The organism is Allobosea sp. 117 (assembly GCF_000702305.1).
Lineage (GTDB): Bacteria > Pseudomonadota > Alphaproteobacteria > Rhizobiales > Xanthobacteraceae > Ancylobacter.
Map to the genome: position 1 here is coordinate 384822 of NZ_JNLC01000011.1, position 17760 is coordinate 402581.

A 17760-nucleotide genomic window follows, 5' to 3' on the forward strand; every position below is an offset into this window, starting at 1 on the left:
AGCGGGGGAGCCGGCCGCCCTGAGGGGAGGGGCACGCGGAGGGATCAGCCGTAGGGGCTGAACGGCACCGGCTTCGGCGTGTCCTTGGACTGCCAGAGGATGTCGAAGCCCTGGGCGTCGTTCACCGAGCCGATGAACACGCCGCGCGAGACGTAGTTGTTCTCGCCGGTCATGCCGATCTTGTAGCCCGACGGGCAGTCGAAGGAGAGGCCGCCGAACGCCTTGGAGACCTCCGGCACGTCGAAGGAGCCGGCCTTGGCGGCGGCCATCGCCCACAGATGCACGGCGTCATAGGCCGAGACCATGGGATCGATGGCGACGTCGCCCTTGAAGGGCACGCTCTTGGCCTTCACATAGTCCGCCCAGCTCGCGAGGAACTTCTTGTTGGCCTCGCCCTTGGCGTTCTGCAGATAGGCCCAGCAGTTCAGGTGGCCGACCAGCTTGGAGGTGTCGAGACCTTCGAGGTCGGCCTCCACCATGTCGAGGCCGAGCACCGGAATGTCGGTCGCCTTGATGCCCTGGTTGGCGAATTCGCGCATGAAGTCCGGGATCGAGTTGCCCACCACGGTGAGCACCACCACCGGCTGGCCGCCGCCCTGGTCGGCGAAGGCGCGGATCTGGTTCACCAGCGTCTGGAAGTTGGAGAAGCCGAAGGGGACGTATTCCTCCTTCCAGGCGCTCTCCGGGATGCCCTTGGTCTTCCAGTAGCCCTTGAGCTGCTTGTTGATGGTGCGCGGCCAGACATAGTCCGAGCCGAGCATGAAGAAGCGCTTCGCCGAGACGCCGTCCTCGCTCATCAGATAGTCGACGGCCGGCAGCACCGAGCTCGCCGGCGGCGAGTTCACATAGACGACGTTCTTGGAGTTCTCGTCGCCCTCGAAATGCAGCGGATAATAGAGCAGGCCCTTCTCCTGCTCGACCACCGGCAGCACGGTCTTGCGCGAGACCGAGGTCCAGCAGCCGAACAGCGCGGCGACCTTCTCCTGCTGCAGCATCTGCTTGGCGCTCTGCGCGTAGAGCGGCCAGTCGGAGGCGGGGTCGGAGACCAGCACCTCGACGGTGCGGCCGTTGACGCCGCCCTTCGCGTTGAGCTCGTCGGCGGCCATCTTGACCACGTAGTTCAGCCGGCCTTCGAGATTGGCCATGGTGCCGGAGGAGGAGAACAGGCAGCCGAGCTTCACCGGCCCCGCCGCCTGCGCCGAGCGCAGGATGGCCGGCATGCCGATGGGTGACGCCAGCCCTGCGGCGGCAAGGCCGCTTGCCTGAAGGAAACTACGCCGCGAAAACCTGGACATGGACGACACCCCAATGTTCGAGATGTCGGGAATTCTGGTGCGCGGAGTTGCGCGCGCAACTTCATATAATGTTCAGCGCTGCCCAAAGCGGCGTCATCCGAGGCTCTATTTCGGTCATTCTGGCACATTTGCCATTCCGGCGGCCGGCATGCCGCCACGCGAGTCGCGGCCTTCCGGTGCGATCACCGACCGTCATGCGCCGGCCGGCCGGCTTTTTGTGCGCTGCGAGAATGCGCATTCACCTGCGGTCGCGATGGTCTATAGTGCTGCCTAGAATAATCGCACGCCCATACGATGAGCGGCTGACGGCCGTCGCGCGTCGCGGGCGATCGCATCGATCCGCGGGAGCTTTCCGTCTTCCGCGGCAGCGCCGAGACCGTCGTCCGATCCGCCAACGATTCTTGAGGACGATCCGATGAGACGTTCGCAGTTCACCGAGAGCGAGATCCTGCACCTCATCCGCGAGGCCGATTCCGGCGTGCCGGTGGGCGAGATCTGCAGCACGGCGCAGGTCTCGCTGCGCACCTTCTATCGCTGGAAGCGGCGCTTCGGGGGGCTCTCCGCGCCGGCGGTCATGCAGATGAAGGAGCTGGAGGCAGAGAACCGGCGGCTGCGCGCGCTGGTGAGCAACCTTTCGGAGCGGCTGCACCGCCCGGCGCCGGCCGAATCGCCGCTGCCCGGCGAGCTGCCGCATCCGCCCGAGCGCAACCCCGCCCGCGCGACCTCGCATCTGCAGCCGGCGCGCGCCTCTGTGCTGGCGGCCGAACGCTGCGGCGGTGCCGTGGTCGGGCGCTTCGCCTCGGTGCGGATCACCCGCTAGAGCCTGTTTGGTGAAAGTCGAGGGACCTTCGCGACGGGCACACGTCACAGTTCGACCTGGAACGCCTTCCACTGCACCATGCGCTCGCGCAGGTCGAGGGTCCTGCCGTCGACGGTGAAGGTGCCGTCGCCATTGTGATGCAGATAGCGGCGCTCCTCGCGCGCGTCGTCGTAGCGGATCGCCAGCACCTCGAGGATGAACAGGTTGTAGTCGGCGGCGAGGCGGTCGTCGGCGATGCGGCATTCGAGATTGGCGATGCATTCGCGGATCAGCGGCGCGCCGACCATGCGCGCCGGCTCGGCGGTGAGGCCGAAGCGCGCGAACTTGTCGATGCTCCGGCCCGAGCAGTTGCCGATGTCCACCACCGTGCGGGCGAGATCGACGGTGGGGATGGCGATCACGCATTCGCCGGTGGCGGTGAGCGCGGCGTGGCTGAAGTCCCACGGGCCGATGACGCAGCCGATCAGCGGCGGGCCGTGCTGGATGACCATGTGGAAGCCCATGGTCATGACGTTGGCGCGTCCGTCGCGTGCGGTGGTCACCAGCACGATCGGGCCGGATTCCAGCAGCCGGTAGGTCTTCGACGGCTCGACGTCCTTCATCGCGCTCCCCTCGTCCATGAGGCCTGCATCCATGAGGCCTGCCGCGCCGGTTCGTCCCGCGCCCGTGGAGCGCGGCTCAGTCGATCGGGCGCGGGCGGCGGTCCTCGCCGATGGCGACGAAGGTGAAGATCGCCTCCGTCACCTTCATCGCCTGCTCCTCCTCGCGGGCCCGGCGCCACGCCTCGATGCGGATGCGCATCGATGTACGCCCGGCAGACAGGATGGTTCCGTAGAAGCTGACCTCGTCGCCGACCAGCACCGGCTTGTGGAAGCTCATCGCCTCCACCGCCACCGTGGCGGCGCGCCCCCGCGCCCGCCGCGTCGCGACATTGCCGGCGGCGAGGTCCATATGCGCCATCAGCCAGCCGCCGAAGATGTCGCCGGCCGGGTTGGTGTCGGCCGGCATGGCGATGGTGCGGATCACCGGGCTTTCGGCGGGCGGCGTCGCCCCGGCTTCGGCCCCGCCATCGGAAGGTGTGTTGGTCATGGGGCGCACCATAGCGCGTGATATGCGACGGCGGTATCGCGCGGCGGCCGCGGTCGCCTACGCAATTATAATTGCGATTTTATGATTGCATTTTTTTGCAAATAAATTATCTCTTCTCGCGGCAGGTACAAAGCTGCCGTCGATGGAGGAAGGATGCCATGACCCGGAACGTCGGAGGCCTTGATCGCACGCTGCGCGTCGTCGTCGGCCTTGCCTTGCTGTCACTGCTCTTCGTGCTGGACGGCGATCTGCGCTGGATCGGCCTGATCGGCCTCATCCCGCTGCTCACGGCGCTCGCCGGCAACTGCCCGCTCTATTCCCTCCTCGGCATCTCGACCTGCCCCGTCGCAGGGCGCAAGTGAGGCCGGCAAGTGAAACCGGATCGACATCAGGACAGAACATCATGACCCAGAAACCCGAGGTCACCGGCTTCTTCGATCCGCGCACCTGGTCCGTCCAGTACGTCGTCGCCGACCCGGCGACGAAGCGCTGCGCCATCGTCGATCCCGTCTACGATTTCGACGAGAAGTCGGGCCAGACCGCCTCGATCAATGCCGACCGCCTGCTCGATTTCGTCCGGGCCAAGGGCTACGAGGTCGAGTGGATCCTCGACACCCATCCCCATGCCGACCATTTCTCGGCGGCGCATTACCTCAAGCAGAAGACCGGCGCTCCCACCGCCATCGGCGAGCATGTGAAGAATGTGCAGAAGCTCTGGAAGGGCTTCTACAACTGGCCGGATTTTCCCGCCGACGGCTCGCAATGGGACCGCCTATTCGCCGATGGCGAGACCTTCAGGCTCGGCAGCATCGATGCGCGGGTGATGTTCTCGCCGGGCCACACGCTCGCCTCGATCACCTATGTGATCGGCGACGCGGCCTTCGTTCACGACACGCTGTTCATGCCGGACAGCGGCACGGCCCGCGCGGATTTCCCCGGCGGCAGCGCGAAGGCGCTGTGGACGTCGATCCAGGCCATATTGGCGCTGCCCGACGAGACCCGCGTCTTCACCGGCCACGACTACCAGCCGGGCGGGCGCGCGCCGGCGTGGGAATCGACCGTCGGCGAGCAGAAGGCGGCGAACATCCATATGGCGCGCTGCAGGAACGAAGCGGATTTCGTGGCGATCCGCGAGGCGCGCGACCGCAGCCTGCCGATGCCGAAACTGATCCTGCAGTCGCTGCAGATCAACACCAATGGCGGGTGCCTGCCCGAGCCGGAGGCGAACGGGGTGCGCTACCTGAAGATCCCGCTCGATCTCCTGAAGGGAGCAGCCTGGGGCTGACGCGATGACCGACACGCTCTCTGGCGATGCCGCCGACATGAAGGCGCGGGTGGGTGAAGCCTCCGCCTTCCTGAAGACGCTGTCGAATCCCGACCGGCTGCTGGTGGCCTGCGCGCTCGTCGACGGCGAGCGTTCCGTGCGCGAGCTGGAGGCGCTGCTCGATATCCGCCAGCCGGGGCTCTCCCAGCAGCTCGCCGGGCTGCGCGAGGCGGGGCTCATCGTCAGCCGCAAGCATGGCCGGCAGGTCTTCTACCGCCTCGCCGACCCGCGGGTCGAAACCTTCATCGCCACCATGCACGCGCTGTTCTGCGCCGGGGCGCAGCCGCGGGAGACAGGGTCATGACCGAGTTCACGCCTGTGGCGTCCTTCGTCGGCGGAATGCTGATCGGGCTTTCCGCGGTGCTGATGATGCTGTTCGAGGGACGCATCGCCGGCATCAGCGGCATCGCCAGCCGCCTGCTGCCGCCCTATCGCGAGGGTGCGGAGAACGGGTCGGCCTTCGCCGGCCGGCTGGCCTTCGTGGCGGGGCTCGTCGCCGCGCCGCTGCTGGTCGGCACTGTTGCCGGCGTCCCGGTGATCCAGACCGTCTCCTCCAATGCCGGGCTGATGATCGCCGCCGGCCTGCTGGTCGGCTTCGGCTCGGTCTGGGGCGGGGGCTGTACCTCCGGCCATGGCGTGTGCGGCATCGCCCGCCTGTCGCCGCGCTCGCTGGTCGCCACCGGCGTGTTCATGGCGACGGGGTTCCTTACCGTCTTCGTGCTGCGTCATGTGATCGGAGGCTGACCCATGTCGATCCTGGTCAATCTCGCCCTCGGCCTCATCTTCGGCGTCGGGCTCGTCGTCTCCGGCATGAGCGACCCCGCCAAGGTGCTGAACTTCCTCGATCTCGCCGGCAGCTTCGATCCCTCGCTCGCCTTCGTCATGGGTGGCGCGGTGCTGGTCACCTTCATCGGCTACCGCCTCGCCTGGCGGCGGCATACGCCGCTGCTGGCGCCGCGCTTCCGCGTGCCGAGCCGCACCGACATCGACGCCCGCCTCATCCTCGGGCCGGCGCTGTTCGGCATCGGCTGGGGGCTCGGCGGCTTCTGTCCCGGGCCGGCGCTCACCTCGCTCGGGCTCGGCGCGGCGGGCACGCTCGTCTTCGTGCCGGCCATGCTCGCCGGCATGTGGGCGGCGCGGCGGCTCGCCAGCGACTGAGCGGCTCAGGCTCCGTCGAGGAAGGTGGCGACGCGGGCGTTGAAACCGGCGGCGTCTTCCATATTGGCGATGTGCGCGCAGCCGGGCAGGACGCCGAAGCGGGCCTTCGGCGTCGCTTCCGCCATGGCGCGCATGGCCTCGGCCGGGGCGGCGAGGTCCTCCGCGCCGACGAGGTAGAGCGTCTCCGCCGCGAGGTCCGGCAGGCGGCGCAGATAGTCGAGCCGCTTCAGCGCCTCGCCGCAGCCGATATAGCCGACAGGCGAAGTGCCGCGGATCATGGCGGCGGTGCGTGCTACGATCTCGGGCCGGTCGCGATGCGTCGCCGGGGTGAACCAGCGCTCCAGCGTGCCGGCGACCACCGCCTGCGTGCCGTTCGCCTCGACCGCCGCGATGCGCTGGTCCCATCCGGCGACGAAGGGCGCGGGCGCATCGGCACGGGCATCGGCGCAGACAAGGCGGCCGACGCGGTCCGGATGGGCGAGGCCGAGCCCGAGCCCCGTCATGCCGCCGAGCGAGAGGCCGAGATAGTCGGCCCGCTCGATGCCGAAATGATCCATCAGCGCCACCACGTCGCCGACCAGCATATCGAAGTCATAGGGGCCCGGCGGCGCGCCGCTCTTCCCGTGGCCGCGCGTGTCGTAGCGCAGCACCCGGCGGCGGGCGGTGAGCATGGCGATCTGGTCGTCCCACATGGTGTGGTCGGCGGCGAGCGAATTGGAGAGCACGATCCAGGGCAGGTGCGCCGGGCCGTCCACCCGCGCGGCGATCCTCGCCTCGCCCGATGCCACGAACTCCATTTGCTTGCCCCCATTTCCGTTCACGCCGATTCGGCGCGAGGCTAGCCAAGTCCCGGCGCGAGCGCGAAACCATAAGAAATGATCCGTCCGATCAGGAAAGCTGATTCCGCCTTGCATGCCGCGATTTGCTAGTTAGCTCCGGCAGATGGGAGAGGCCATGGCCGACCGACACGCCCCGACGACACCGGAGCCGATCGCCTTCGGCGTGGCCGGCCTGCCGCCCGCATTCGATCCCCGCGCGCCCCGCGGCGTGCCGCTGGCGCGTGTCCGGCCCGGCGAGGTGCTGCGATTGAACGACGAGGCGCTCGATCTGCCGCCGCCCGCGCTCGGCGATGAGGAGACGGCGCTCGACGCGCGCGTCATCGCCCATCTGAAGCGGCTTTCGGGCGGGTGGAACCGGGGCGCGGATGCCTTCCTCGACGGCTATTTCATGTATCTGCGGGAAGCCGTCGCGCGCAATCGCGCGGCGATCGAGGAACGGCTGGCGCCGTTCGACAGCCTGTTCCGGCCGGAGGACGTGCTCTGGTCCGCCCCCCTGCCGCTGCCGCGCGCCTTCCTGTCCGTGCCGCCGCCGGCGGAGGCGGTCGCGGTCGATTTCGCCTTCTGGCTCGGCGAGCGCGAACTCGCGGTGCTGCTGGCGCCCTCGGCGCTGACGCCGGGCGCGGAACGGCGTCGCCGCGAGCGTCTCGACGCGGCGGGTATCGGCGTCGCGACATTCGATGCCGCCGCCTGCACGGATGGCGCGCGCTTCGCCGCCCTGCTCGGTGCACAGGCGCGCTTCTGGGAGAGCGACGCGCTTCCCGCCGCGCCCGGCGCCGTCCGCCTGCCGGACTTCTGAGGCGAAGCGCGTTTGAACATCCGCTGATTGATCGATCCTCCGAGCGCGCCCATCATGTGCCGCGATGCCTTAGGTGCGGAGCTTTCCTTGTCCCTGCAGCGCGTTCCCGGCGATGACGATGCCCCGACCTTGGGGCTGGAAGCCTATGCCCGGCTGCGGCGCGACCTGATCGCGGGCCAGCTTCCGCCCGGCCAGCGGCTGCGCCTCAGGCAGCTCAGCGCGGCCTATGGGGTCGGCATCGCGCCGCTGCGCGAGGCGCTCTCCCGGCTGGTCTCCGAGCAACTCGTGCGGGTCGAGGGCAATCGCGGCTATACGGTCGCTCCGCTGTCGCTGGAGGACCTGCACGATCTCTGCCGGCTGCGCATCGATCTCGGCTGCTCGGCGCTGCGCCAGTCCATCGCCCGCGGCGATGCCGACTGGGAGGCGGAGATCCTGGCGGCGCTGCACCGGCTGGAGCGCGCACCGCTGCCGGCCTCGCACGAGGACCGCGTGACAATCGACCAGTGGGAGCAGCGGCACGACCGCTTCCACGCCAGCCTCATCGCCGCCTGCCGCTCGCCGTGGCTCATCCATTTCTGCGACGTGCTGTCGGATCACTTCCAGCGCTATCGGCGGGCGGTGATCGTGGTGACCGCCGGCTCGCAGGAGCTGTCGCGCCGCGTGCGCGAGGAGCACCGTACGCTCGCCGAGGCGACGGTGAGCCGCGAGGCCGACCGGGCGGCCAATATCCTCGCCCGGCATTTCGAGGGCAGCCTCGACGTCGTCGCGCGGAACTACGAGGCTGTGACGCGCAGTCTCCGCGCGCCCGCGCCAGCCGACGGTTGAGCTCCGGGACAAGGCGCCGGCCGCCGGCTTTGTTGACACCTCCGAAATGTTCGAACATTTTCCATATCAACGAACATAGTTGGACGGCCGTCACCGCCGATCCGGACACGGGAGGACGCCGCATGCTCGCCACGTCGGACAGTGCCGCCGAGGTGAAGATCGACCTCATCAGGGGCATGCGCCTCATCGGCCACCATGCGCTCGACGGCCATGGCGGCGTCGGCGAGGGCATGGCGCTGCAGCGCGCGCCGGACGGGCGACGCATCATGTGGCTCGCCCATGAGGGGCCGCCGAAGAACTTCACGGCGGTCGACGTCACCGATCCGCGCCATCCGCGCGTGATCGTCCAGACCGACCTGCCGCACAGCCGGGTGCGCTCCAACTCGCTGGAGATCAGCGGCAACCTCATGGCGGTCGCCTACCAGACCTACGATGTCGGCATCTCGCCCGCCGGCGTCGAGCTGTTCGACATCTCGGTGCCGGAGGCGCCGCGCTCGATCAGCTTCTTCGACTGCTCGGGCCCGCGCTCGCGCGGGGTGCATCAGGTGTGGTTCGTCGACGGCGAATTCGTCCATTGCGCCTCGGGCGCCGCCGATTTCCTGCCGCGGAACCAGCGCGACGACCAGGCCTATATGATCATCGACGTGCGCGACCCCGTGAGGCCGGTCGAGGCCGGACGCTGGTGGATGCCGGGCACGGCGGAGGGCGACGAGGCGCTGCCACCCGAGCGGCTCGCCATCGACAGCGGCTTCCGCTGCCACAACACCAACGTCTATCCGGCCCGTCCCGACCGGGCCTATGTCGGCTATATCGACGGCGGCGGCTATGTGATGGACATATCCGACAAGTCCCGCCCGAAGGTGGTCTCGGCCTTCAACCCGAACCCGCCCTTCCCCGGCTTCACCCACACGGTGATGCCGCTGTTCGGCCGCGATCTGCTCGTCGTCACTCATGAATGCGTGCACGACAACGGCTTCGACTGGCCGAAGCTGACCTGGATCGTCGATGCGCGGCGCGAGGACAATCTGGTGCCGCTCTCCACCCTGCCCATGCCCTCCTTCGAGGAGTATGGGCGCAAGGGCGGGCGCTTCGGCTGCCATAATGTGCACGAGAACCCGCCGAGCGAGGTCGCGCTGCATTCCGAGACGCTGATCTTCTCGACCCTGTTCAATGGCGGGCTCAGGGTGCACGACATCTCCGATCCGCTGGTCCCGAAGGAGGTCGCGGCCTTCGTGCCCTCCGCCCCGCCGGGCGCGCGGGTGCCGGCGATCCAGCTCAACGACGTGTTCGTCGACGAGGCCGGCATCGTCTATTGCGCCGACCGCCATGCCGGCGGCCTCTATGTGCTGGAGCTCGAGATCTGAGCGGCGCCATGGGCGAGCGCGCGACGCCGATCCCGGTGACGCTGCTCACCGGCTTTCTCGGCAGCGGCAAGACCACGCTGCTGAACCATCTGCTGCGCGACCCCGGCATGGCCGACACCGCAGTGATCATCAACGAGTTCGGCGACGTCGCCATCGACCATCTCCTGGTCGACAGTGCCATCGAGAACGCCATGGTGCTGCAGAGCGGATGCATCTGCTGCTCGGTGCGCGGCGACCTCGTCGACACGCTGGACGACCTCACCGCCAAGGTCGCGCGCGGCGAGCTGCCGGCTTTCGCGCGGGTCGCCATCGAGACCACGGGCCTCGCCGATCCGGCCTCCATCGTGCGAACGCTGGCGACCGAGAAGCTGCTCGCTGGGCGCTTCGCGCTGCGCGCGATCGTCACCACGGTCGACGCGGCGAACGGCGCCGGCCAGCTCGACGAATTCGAGGAGGCGCGCCGGCAGGCGGCGCTCGCCGATGTGCTGATCCTCACCAAGACCGATCTCGCCGAACCGGGCGACACCGATCCGCTGGAGGCCCGCCTGCGGCGGCTCAATCCGGGCGCCGACATCGTGCCGGTGCTCAATGGCGCCATCGCGCCGGAGGCGCTGTTCGGCCATGTGCCGGCCGTCACCGGGGCAACAGGGGAGGAGGTACTGCGCTGGCTAAGGAATGCGGATTTTCCCGAGCATGAGGTCGCCGGGGCCAATCCGCATGATCGCGGCATCCAGGCCTTCGCGGTGACGATCGACCGACCGGTCTCGCGGGAGGCGCTGCGGCGCTGGCTCGGCGCCGTCCTGTCCCTGCGCGGCAAGGACCTCCTGCGCATGAAGGGGCTCATCCACTTGAGCGGGGCCGAGGGGCCGCTCGTCGTGCATGCGGTTCAGGACGTCATGCATCCGCCGGTCCAGCTCGCCGCGTGGCCCGACAGCGACCGGACGAGCCGGATCGTCTTCATCACGCGCGGTATCTCGCAGCTCGCCCTGCAGCGCAGCCTCGAACAGCTCGTCGGCGGCGGGCCGCCGGATGCGAAATCGGCCGGCTCTCAGGAGGGCCCGCGCTGACGGACATCTTCGGAATGGGAATTATGTATGCAGTGCACATGGCCGAGCGTTACGAAGCACAAGCGTATATAAGATCGGATATACGTCACTATCGCTGTCATAACTGACAGATCCTCCCTTATATTTTTCCGAATACTGGCATTGGAAGCGAATTGCGTAAAGCCGGGCGGGATGTTGCGTGTGCCCGCGATGTCGACGGCGGTGCCATGGAGCAAAGATCAGCGATGGGCGGGGGAGAGCCGTTCCTCATCCGCCTGCGGGCGATATGGCCCTGCTGACGGCACTTGAATTCGGCAGATATGAGCTGGTGTTAACTTCATCTATTCGTCAGATATGCCGATATGTACTATAGGCATGCCGAACAAACATACCACAGAACGCAAACAATATTGTCGATGAACTTGACATCCTTGCGTCGCGAGACTTAGCTGGCCGGACAAGACGTCACAAGACGCCGAACCGCCATCAAGGCCTAGGAGGGACGCCAGCATGACCGCAGTCCACGCCCGACCGATCCTGTCTCATCGCCTGAAGCACGCCGCTCTCGCCGCCCTCGGCATCGGCGTGACGGTGGGCCTCGCGCTCGCCGCCGCGCCGGCCGCGCTGCACGCCCAGACCGCGCCGACCGGCCCGATCGAGATCACCACCGGCACCAGCCCCGGCGGCACCCCCGACGTGCTGATGCGCCGGGCCGCCAAGATTCTCAACGAACAGAAGATCATCACCAACCCGCTGGTGGTGCAGAACCGCACCGGCGGCTCGTGGATGGTCGCGGCCAATTTCGTGCTCGGCCGGCCGGGCGACAAGAACATCGTGCTGTGCATCGCCCAGCCGATCCTCACCACGCCGATCACCCAGGGCCTGCCCACCATTTATGACAAGCTGACGCCGATCAGCATGTTCATCCAGGGCGACCTGGTGCTGGTGGTGCAGCCGAGCTCGACGGTGCAGAACCTCAAGGACCTCGTCGCCCTCGCCGGCCAGCGCGAGCGCAGCGTGAAGGTCGCCGGCGCGCAGTCGGGCTCGACCGACCACATGGTCGCCGGGCTCGTCGAGAAGGCCGGCAAGGTGAAGCTGAACTATGTGCCGTTCGACGGCGGCGGCGCCGCGCAGGCGGCCTTCCTCGGTGGCAATGTCGAGATGATGACGCTGACCCCGAGCGAGGCGCTGCCGCTGGTGAAGAGCGGCAAGGCCCGCATCATCGCCATCCTCGCCAGCGAGCGCCGCACCGATCCGGAGCTGAAGGACATCCCGACCGCGAAGGAGCAGGGCTACGACATCGTGTGGGGCCAGGCCTGGGGCCTCGCGGGACCGCCCGGCCTCGACGCCGGCACCGTGAAGTTCTGGGACGACGCCATCGCCAAGCTGGTCGCCAATCCGGAATGGCAGGCGAGCCTCAAGGAGAACTTCCTGCGCTCGAAGATGGTGCCGGCCTCCGAGGTGAAGGCGCATCTCGCCAAGCTGCACGAGGAACATCTCGCGCTGCTGCGCGACCTCGGCCTCGCCAAGCAGCCGGCCGTGCAGTGATCGCCTGAGCGATGCTGCCTCCTCGCGGCGGACCGCGGCGCATGCCCCAGGGCGGCGCCTCGTGTCCGCCGTCCCTTCCGCAGCCCGACCGGTGCCGGAGGTGCGCGTGAAAGCAACCAACATCGTCGTGTCGCTGGTGCTCTTCGCCCTGTCCGCGGGCGTGCTACTCGGCACATGGCATCTGCCCTACTGGGCCGATTTCGCGCCGGGCTCCGCCTTCGCTCCCTTCTGGGTCGGGTTCGCCGGCGTGGTTCTCGCGGTCGTGCTGCTCGTCGGCACGCTGTCCGAGCACGACGGGACGCCGCACAGCTTTCCCGACCGGCGCGGCCTGATGCGGGTCGGCGGGGTCGCCGTCGGGCTGTTCGCCCTGCTCGCCGCCATCCCGCTGATCGGCTTCATCCCGGCCGGCATCCTGTTCTGCCTCTATCTGCTGCTCGGCGTCGAGCGGCGTCCGCTGCTGCCGACCATCGCCACCACGGTGATCGTGATCGGGCTCGTCTACGGCGTCTTCGTCGCCTGGCTGGGCATTGCGCTGCCGCGCGGCGCCTTCGGCGTGTGACCTCGCTCATTCGGAGATCGGAATGGACGTTCTGGCTTCGCTCGCTCAGGGTTTCGAGGTCGCCTTCACGCCGACCAACCTGCTGTTCGTGCTGATCGGCGTCACGCTCGGCCAGCTCATCGGCGCGCTTCCCGGCATCGGGCCGTCGGCCGGCATGGCGCTGCTGCTGCCGGTCACCTTCGGCCTCGAGCCGGTGACCGCGCTCGTGATGCTCGCCGGCATCATGTATGGCGGCATGTATGGCGGCACGCTCACCTCGGTGCTGGTTAACGTGCCGGGCGAGGCGGCGAGCGTGATGACCGCGGTGGACGGCAACCAGCTCGCGCGCAAGGGCCGGGCCGGTCAGGCGCTGGCGGTGGCGGCGATCGGCTCCTTCATCGCCGGGGTCGGGGCGGTCATCGCGCTCGTCTTCCTCACCCCGGCGCTTAGCGCCTTCGCACTGCGCTTCTCGGCGCCGGAATATTTCCTGCTCGCCCTGCTCGGCATCACCGCCACCGCCAGCCTCGGCACCGGCTCGCCGGTGAAGGCGATGATCGGCGCGGTGCTCGGGCTGATGATCGCGCTGGTCGGCACCGACCCGATCCAAGGCACCGAGCGCCTCACCTTCGGCTCGCTGGACCTGATGGAGGGCATCGACTTCCTGCCTGTCGCCATCGGCATCTTCGGCATCGCCGAGATCTTCGCCTCGATGGAGGAGCCGCAGAACATGCAGCCGGTGAAGACCCGGCTGAAGGACATGTGGCTCACCGCGAAGGACTGGGCGGAGTGCCGCATGGCGATCCTGCGCGGCGGGCTGATCGGCTTCGTCATCGGGCTGATGCCCGGCGCCGGGCCCACCGTTGCCTCGCTGCTCGCCTATGTCGTCGAGAAGAAGGCGAGCCGCCATCCCGAGCGCTTCGGTCACGGCGCGCTGGACGGCGTGGCGGCGGCCGAATCCGCCAACAACTCGGCCGCGCATGGCGCCATGGTGCCGATGCTGGCGCTCGGCATTCCGGGATCGGCCTCCACCGCCGTGCTGCTGGCCGCGCTGGTGCTGCTCGGCATCCGCCCCGGCCCGATGCTGCTCACCGAGCAGGCGGACCTCGTCTGGGGGCTCATCGCCTCGATGTTCATCGGCAATGTGATCCTTTTGATCATGAACCTGCCGATGGCGCCGCTCTTCGCCTCCGTGCTGCGCATCCCCTACTCCTACCTCGTGCCGGGTATTCTGATCATCTCGCTGGTCGGTGCCTATGCGGTGAGCCTCAGCCTGTTCAATGTCGGGCTGACGCTCGCCTTCGGCGTCATCGGCTATCTGATGATCCGCGCCGACATCCCCCGCGCGCCGCTGGTGCTCGCCGTGGTGCTGGCGCAGCTCATGGAGACCTCGCTGCGCCAGAGCCTGATGCTCTCGGAAGGCAGCCTCTCGATCTTCGTCGAGCGCCCGCTCTCGGCGGTGCTGGCGCTGCTCGTCATCGGCTCGCTCGCCTTGCCGGTCGTCAATGTGTTGCTTGCCCGCCGCGCGGCGCGGCGGGCCGGCGTCGACCGGCTCGTCTCACACTCGTCCGACTAGGGAGAAGACATGACCACACCGGTGATCGACGTGCACGCCCACATCCTCACCGAGGAGATGATGGGGCGGATGCGCCGCGAGGCGCCCGATATCGGCCCGAGCCTGAGCGAGGTGGATGCCGAGGGCGGCGTGCTGAAGGTCGGCGACATCGTGCAGCGCCCGTTCCCGCGCGGCGGCTGGGATCTCGACCGGCGCTTCGCCGATCTCGACTTCGCCGGCATCGATCGGCAGGTGGTCTGCAACTGTCCGCAGACCTTCCTCTATGACCGCGAGGCGGCGCTCACCGGCGCGCTGTGCGCGATCCAGAACGAGGCGATCGCCGATCTCGCGCGCAAGCATCCCGACCGGCTGATCGGTCTCGCCACATTGCCGATGCAGGACCCGAAGCGGGCGGCGGACGAACTGCGCCGGGCCGTCACGCAGCTCGGCCTCGCCGGCGCGCAGATCGGCTCGCATATCGAGGGGCGCAATCTCGACGATCCGGGGCTGGAGCCGCTCTGGGCGACGGCGGAGGAGCTCGGCGCCTTCATCCTGATCCATCCGCAGAAGACGGCGGCGCCCGAGCGCACGAAGGAGTTCTATCTCAAGAACCTGATCGGCAACCCGCTGGAGACGACCATCGCCGGCGCGTGCCTCGTCTTCGCCGGGGTGCTGGAGCGGTACCCGAAGCTGCGCATCTGTCTCGTCCATGGCGGCGGCTTCCTGCCGTTTCAGCTCGGGCGCATGGTGCATGGCTGGAAGGAGCGGCCCGAGTGCCGGGCGCATCTGAAGGGCAGCCCGGAAGACTCGATCCGCCGCTTCTATTTCGACACGCTGACGCATTTCGGCCCGGCGCTGCGCTACCTCACCGACACCTTCGGAGCCGACCACGTCGTGCTCGGCAGCGATTATCCCTTCGACATGGGCACGCTCGAATGCGCGCGGCAGGTGCGTGCCGCCGGGCTTCCGGCGTCCGAGACGGCGCGGATCCTCGGCGGCACGGCGGCCGACTTCCTCGGCGCGGCCGAGCCGGGGCGTCTGAGGGCGCGCGCATGAGCGCCGCCGAATTGCGGACCGACGCACCGGCGGACGCCCCGCTCGTACCTTCCGCCATGCGCGGGCTCATCGCCGACGCCATGGGTGCCTGCGGCCTGCCGCCCGAGGATGCGGCGCGGGTCGCGCAGCTCATGGTCGAGGCCGATCTCACGGGCGCGGATGCGCACGGCATCTTCCGGCTGCCGCAATATGTGCGGCGCCTCAGGGCCGGCGGCATGAATCCGCGCCCGGCGATCAGCGTCGAACGCAAGGCGCCGGCGGTGGCGCTGGTCGAGGGCGATAACGGCATGGGCCATCTGGTGATGAGCCGCGCGGCCGAGACCGCCGTGGCGCTCGCCCGCGAGAGCGGGGTCGCCTGGGTCGGCGCGCGCCGCTCGAACCATGCCGGGCCGGCCGCGCTCTATGTCGAGATGCTGGCGCGCGAGGGCATGGTCGGCATCTATTCGGTGGTGGCGAGCGCCAACCACATGGCGGCGTGGGGTGGCACCACCCCGCTGCTCGGCACAAACCCGCTCGCCGTCGCCATTCCCTGCGGCGCGGAACCGCCGGTGGTGCTCGACATAGCCACCACCGCAGTTTCCTACGGCACGGTGAAGAAATATGCCCAGCAGGGCCGTCCGCTCGAGGAGGGTTGGATGGTGAGCCGGCGCGACGGCTCGCCGCTGACCGATTCCAGCCGCACCAATGAGGGCATCCTGCTGCCGATCGGCGGGCACAAGGGCTCTGGCCTCGCGCTGGTGCTCGGCATCCTCGCCGGCACGCTGAACGGCGCTGCCTTCGGCACGGAGGTGGTCGACTTCAACGCCGATTCGACGACCGAGGCGAATACCGGCCATTTCATCCTCGCGCTCGATGTCGGGCGGTTGATGCCGGTGGAGCTGTTCGCTCCGCTGCTGCAGCGCCAGCTCGACGAACTGCGCGCCGACGCGCCGCTGCCGGGAACCGGGGGCGTGCGCATCCCCGGAGACCGTCGGGCGACGCTGCGCGCCCGGCGCGACCGGGAGGGCGTGCCGCTCAGCGCGCCGCTGCGCCGGCAGCTCGACGATCTCGCGCAGGAGCTGGGAATTGACCCGCTCGCCGCCCGCGTCTGAATTGAAGGAGTACCGCATGTCCGAGGAGCGCAAGACCGTCAATGCAGGGGCCTTCAAGGCCGGCGAGGGCGCCTATCTGTTCCAGCTCGCCGAGCTGCCCGGCATCGAGACCGGCCCCGGCTATTCCACCGCCTTCGGCGGCGTGGTCGAGGGCATTCGCACCCAATGCGGGCTGATGCACAAGGCGCGCGGCACCGGCGCGCGGCCGCATTCGCACCCCAACGAGCAGTGGAACTATGTGGTGCAGGGTCGGCTCAAGGTGAACATCGAGGGCGAGCCCGAGCGCATCGCCGGGCCGGGCACGCTCATCTATTTCCCGCCGAACGTGGTCCATTCCACCGTCGCGCTGCCCGAGGAGGACGTGATCTTCTTCGTGGTGAAGGACCTCACCCACGGCATCGCCGGCAAGGCAGCGGACGGCACGACGAGCGGGGGCTATTACGAGCCGGGCGTCGCCTCGGGATAGAGGCCGGCCTCGGTGCCCCATACCCTGCCGATGCGCGCCGTCTCCTCGGCCAGTATGTCGAGGAAGGCGCCCGCGGCTGGCGCCAGCGGATGGCGGGCCGGCTCGATCAGCACGAGGTCCATGCCGACCGGCGGGTCGGCGATCGGATTGACGGTCAGCGCCCGCGGCATGCCCGGTGCGCCCTGTATCGCGTCCTTCGCCATCATCAGCCCGGGCAGGATCGCCACCCAGTCGCTGTCGGCGATGAAGTCGAGCGTGCCCATCATCGCGTCGAGCTCCAGGCGCTGGGCGATCGTCACGCCGTTCGAGGCGAAGTAGGTCTCGAGATTGACCCGCCGCACGTTCTGCGCGCTCGGCAGCACCACCTTCAGCGGCCCGAGATCGGAAAGGCGCACCGGCGCCATGTGCGGACGTGCCGCGGCGGCGCCGGAGACCAGCACTTCCGGCGTGTAGGCGAAGCGCGTCATCTTCACGCCGACCGTGCCGGAGGTGGCGGGCACGATGGCGAAGGCGAGCTCGCCCGCCCGCACACGCTGGGTGAGCGCGGCCGAGAACGCCTCCAGCACGCGGACCGTCACGTTGGGGTGCGCCGAGACGAAGCGGGCGAGGGCGGGCGCCAGCACGCTGCGCGTCATGGTCGGCATCAGCCCCACCATCATCTCGCCGTCGAGCCCGGCGCCGAAGCGGCCGACCGCGCGGTTGGCGCTCTCGTTGAGGCGCAGCAGCTCGATGCAATGCCGGTAGTAGCTGTCGCCGGCCGGGGTGGGCTGCACCATGCCGCCGCCACGGCTGAACAGCTTCACCCCGAAGCGGTCCTCGATCTTGCGAATGTGCTGCGACACGCCGGATTGCGTGGCGTGCTCGCGCTCGGCCGCGGCGGTGAAGGAACGTTCCTCATAGGCGGCGACGAAGAGGCGGATATCGCGGAGCGTGTCGCTCATTTGGCACTGCTA

General features: G+C 68.7%; 22 protein-coding genes. 17 read left to right on the forward strand and 5 right to left on the reverse strand.

The window, feature by feature from the left end; translation table 11 throughout:
* Window positions 1-44: 44 nt before the first annotated feature.
* Window positions 45-1295, reverse strand: coding sequence for a transporter substrate-binding protein (locus U742_RS0108525; protein ID WP_051660955.1), 1251 nt, complete (start codon window positions 1293-1295; stop codon window positions 45-47).
* On the opposite strand from U742_RS0108525, the gene U742_RS23175 reads away from it, so the two are divergent.
* Window positions 1294-1569 (forward strand): hypothetical protein, encoded by a 276-nt coding sequence (locus U742_RS23175; RefSeq protein ID WP_156034169.1) that lies wholly within the window; start codon window positions 1294-1296, stop codon window positions 1567-1569. The two genes, U742_RS0108525 and U742_RS23175, sit on opposite strands and share 2 nt — an antisense overlap.
* 141 nt (window positions 1570-1710) lie before the next feature.
* Window positions 1711-2115: a transposase gene (locus U742_RS0108530; protein ID WP_029352026.1), complete on the forward strand. Its 405-nt coding sequence runs from the start codon at window positions 1711-1713 to the stop codon at window positions 2113-2115.
* 44 nt (window positions 2116-2159) lie between these two features.
* On the opposite strand, the gene U742_RS0108535 is transcribed toward U742_RS0108530, so the two are convergent.
* Window positions 2160-2717, reverse strand: coding sequence for a flavin reductase family protein (locus U742_RS0108535; RefSeq protein ID WP_029352028.1), 558 nt, complete (start codon window positions 2715-2717; stop codon window positions 2160-2162).
* Between the two features lie 76 nt (window positions 2718-2793).
* Entirely contained in the window at window positions 2794-3123 is a 330-nt protein-coding gene (locus tag U742_RS0108540; RefSeq protein WP_248310316.1) for an acyl-CoA thioesterase, read from the reverse strand.
* Between the two features lie 239 nt (window positions 3124-3362).
* Here U742_RS0108540 and U742_RS0108545 point away from each other — a divergent pair, with 239 nt between their 5' ends.
* From U742_RS0108545 to U742_RS0108565, 5 genes are read left to right on the forward strand one after another with little or no spacing between them, the layout of a single operon-like run.
* Window positions 3363-3566, forward strand: a complete 204-nt coding sequence (locus tag U742_RS0108545) for a YgaP family membrane protein (RefSeq protein ID WP_029352032.1) — start codon at window positions 3363-3365, stop codon at window positions 3564-3566.
* 41 nt (window positions 3567-3607) lie between these two features.
* A complete protein-coding gene (locus U742_RS0108550; RefSeq protein WP_029352033.1) occupies window positions 3608-4489 on the forward strand; it encodes an MBL fold metallo-hydrolase in 882 nt (293 codons plus the stop codon).
* Window positions 4490-4493: 4 nt separating this feature from the next.
* Entirely contained in the window at window positions 4494-4832 is a 339-nt protein-coding gene (locus U742_RS0108555) for an ArsR/SmtB family transcription factor (protein WP_029352036.1), read from the forward strand.
* Window positions 4829-5272, forward strand: coding sequence for a YeeE/YedE family protein (locus tag U742_RS0108560; protein WP_029352038.1), 444 nt, complete (start codon window positions 4829-4831; stop codon window positions 5270-5272). The genes U742_RS0108555 and U742_RS0108560 overlap by 4 nt, the downstream gene beginning before the upstream one ends.
* Window positions 5273-5275: 3 nt before the next feature.
* Window positions 5276-5686, forward strand: coding sequence for a DUF6691 family protein (locus U742_RS0108565; RefSeq protein ID WP_029352040.1), 411 nt, complete (start codon window positions 5276-5278; stop codon window positions 5684-5686).
* A gap of 5 nt (window positions 5687-5691) precedes the next feature.
* On the opposite strand, the gene U742_RS0108570 is transcribed toward U742_RS0108565, so the two are convergent.
* A complete protein-coding gene (locus tag U742_RS0108570; RefSeq protein WP_029352042.1) occupies window positions 5692-6483 on the reverse strand; it encodes an alpha/beta fold hydrolase in 792 nt (263 codons plus the stop codon).
* Between the two features lie 157 nt (window positions 6484-6640).
* On the opposite strand from U742_RS0108570, the gene U742_RS0108575 reads away from it, so the two are divergent.
* The 10 genes from U742_RS0108575 to U742_RS0108620 all read left to right on the forward strand — a co-directional run bounded on the left by U742_RS0108575 (window position 6641) and on the right by U742_RS0108620 (window position 16807).
* Window positions 6641-7321 (forward strand): hypothetical protein, encoded by a 681-nt coding sequence (locus U742_RS0108575; RefSeq protein ID WP_029352044.1) that lies wholly within the window; start codon window positions 6641-6643, stop codon window positions 7319-7321.
* Between the two features lie 87 nt (window positions 7322-7408).
* The gene (locus U742_RS0108580) at window positions 7409-8146 is read left to right on the forward strand and encodes an FCD domain-containing protein (protein ID WP_051660956.1); all 738 of its coding nucleotides are present in this window, start codon (window positions 7409-7411) and stop codon (window positions 8144-8146) included.
* Window positions 8147-8268: 122 nt separating this feature from the next.
* Entirely contained in the window at window positions 8269-9510 is a 1242-nt protein-coding gene (locus U742_RS0108585) for an LVIVD repeat-containing protein (RefSeq protein ID WP_081852897.1), read from the forward strand.
* Between the two features lie 8 nt (window positions 9511-9518).
* The gene (locus U742_RS0108590) at window positions 9519-10577 is read left to right on the forward strand and encodes a CobW family GTP-binding protein (RefSeq protein ID WP_038360908.1); all 1059 of its coding nucleotides are present in this window, start codon (window positions 9519-9521) and stop codon (window positions 10575-10577) included.
* Between the two features lie 489 nt (window positions 10578-11066).
* On the forward strand, window positions 11067-12104 hold the full coding sequence (locus tag U742_RS0108595) for a Bug family tripartite tricarboxylate transporter substrate binding protein (protein WP_051660957.1): 1038 nt from the start codon (window positions 11067-11069) through the stop codon (window positions 12102-12104).
* 106 nt (window positions 12105-12210) lie between these two features.
* Window positions 12211-12663 carry a tripartite tricarboxylate transporter TctB family protein gene (locus U742_RS0108600; RefSeq protein WP_038360911.1) on the forward strand — a complete coding sequence of 151 codons (453 nt, stop codon included), beginning with the start codon at window positions 12211-12213 and terminating at the stop codon, window positions 12661-12663.
* A gap of 22 nt (window positions 12664-12685) precedes the next feature.
* Window positions 12686-14215, forward strand: coding sequence for a tripartite tricarboxylate transporter permease (locus U742_RS0108605; RefSeq protein ID WP_029352057.1), 1530 nt, complete (start codon window positions 12686-12688; stop codon window positions 14213-14215).
* A 9-nt stretch (window positions 14216-14224) separates the two neighbouring features.
* Window positions 14225-15250: an amidohydrolase family protein gene (locus U742_RS21970; protein ID WP_051660958.1), complete on the forward strand. Its 1026-nt coding sequence runs from the start codon at window positions 14225-14227 to the stop codon at window positions 15248-15250.
* Complete coding sequence (locus U742_RS0108615; RefSeq protein WP_081852899.1) at window positions 15247-16341, forward strand: Ldh family oxidoreductase; 1095 nt, start codon at window positions 15247-15249, stop codon at window positions 16339-16341. The genes U742_RS21970 and U742_RS0108615 overlap by 4 nt, the downstream gene beginning before the upstream one ends.
* Window positions 16342-16357: 16 nt before the next feature.
* Window positions 16358-16807: a cupin domain-containing protein gene (locus U742_RS0108620; RefSeq protein WP_029352063.1), complete on the forward strand. Its 450-nt coding sequence runs from the start codon at window positions 16358-16360 to the stop codon at window positions 16805-16807.
* Here the strand turns inward: U742_RS0108620 and U742_RS0108625 are convergent.
* Window positions 16780-17748 (reverse strand): LysR family transcriptional regulator, encoded by a 969-nt coding sequence (locus U742_RS0108625; protein ID WP_029352065.1) that lies wholly within the window; start codon window positions 17746-17748, stop codon window positions 16780-16782. The genes U742_RS0108620 and U742_RS0108625 overlap by 28 nt on opposite strands.
* Window positions 17749-17760: the final 12 nt, after the last annotated feature.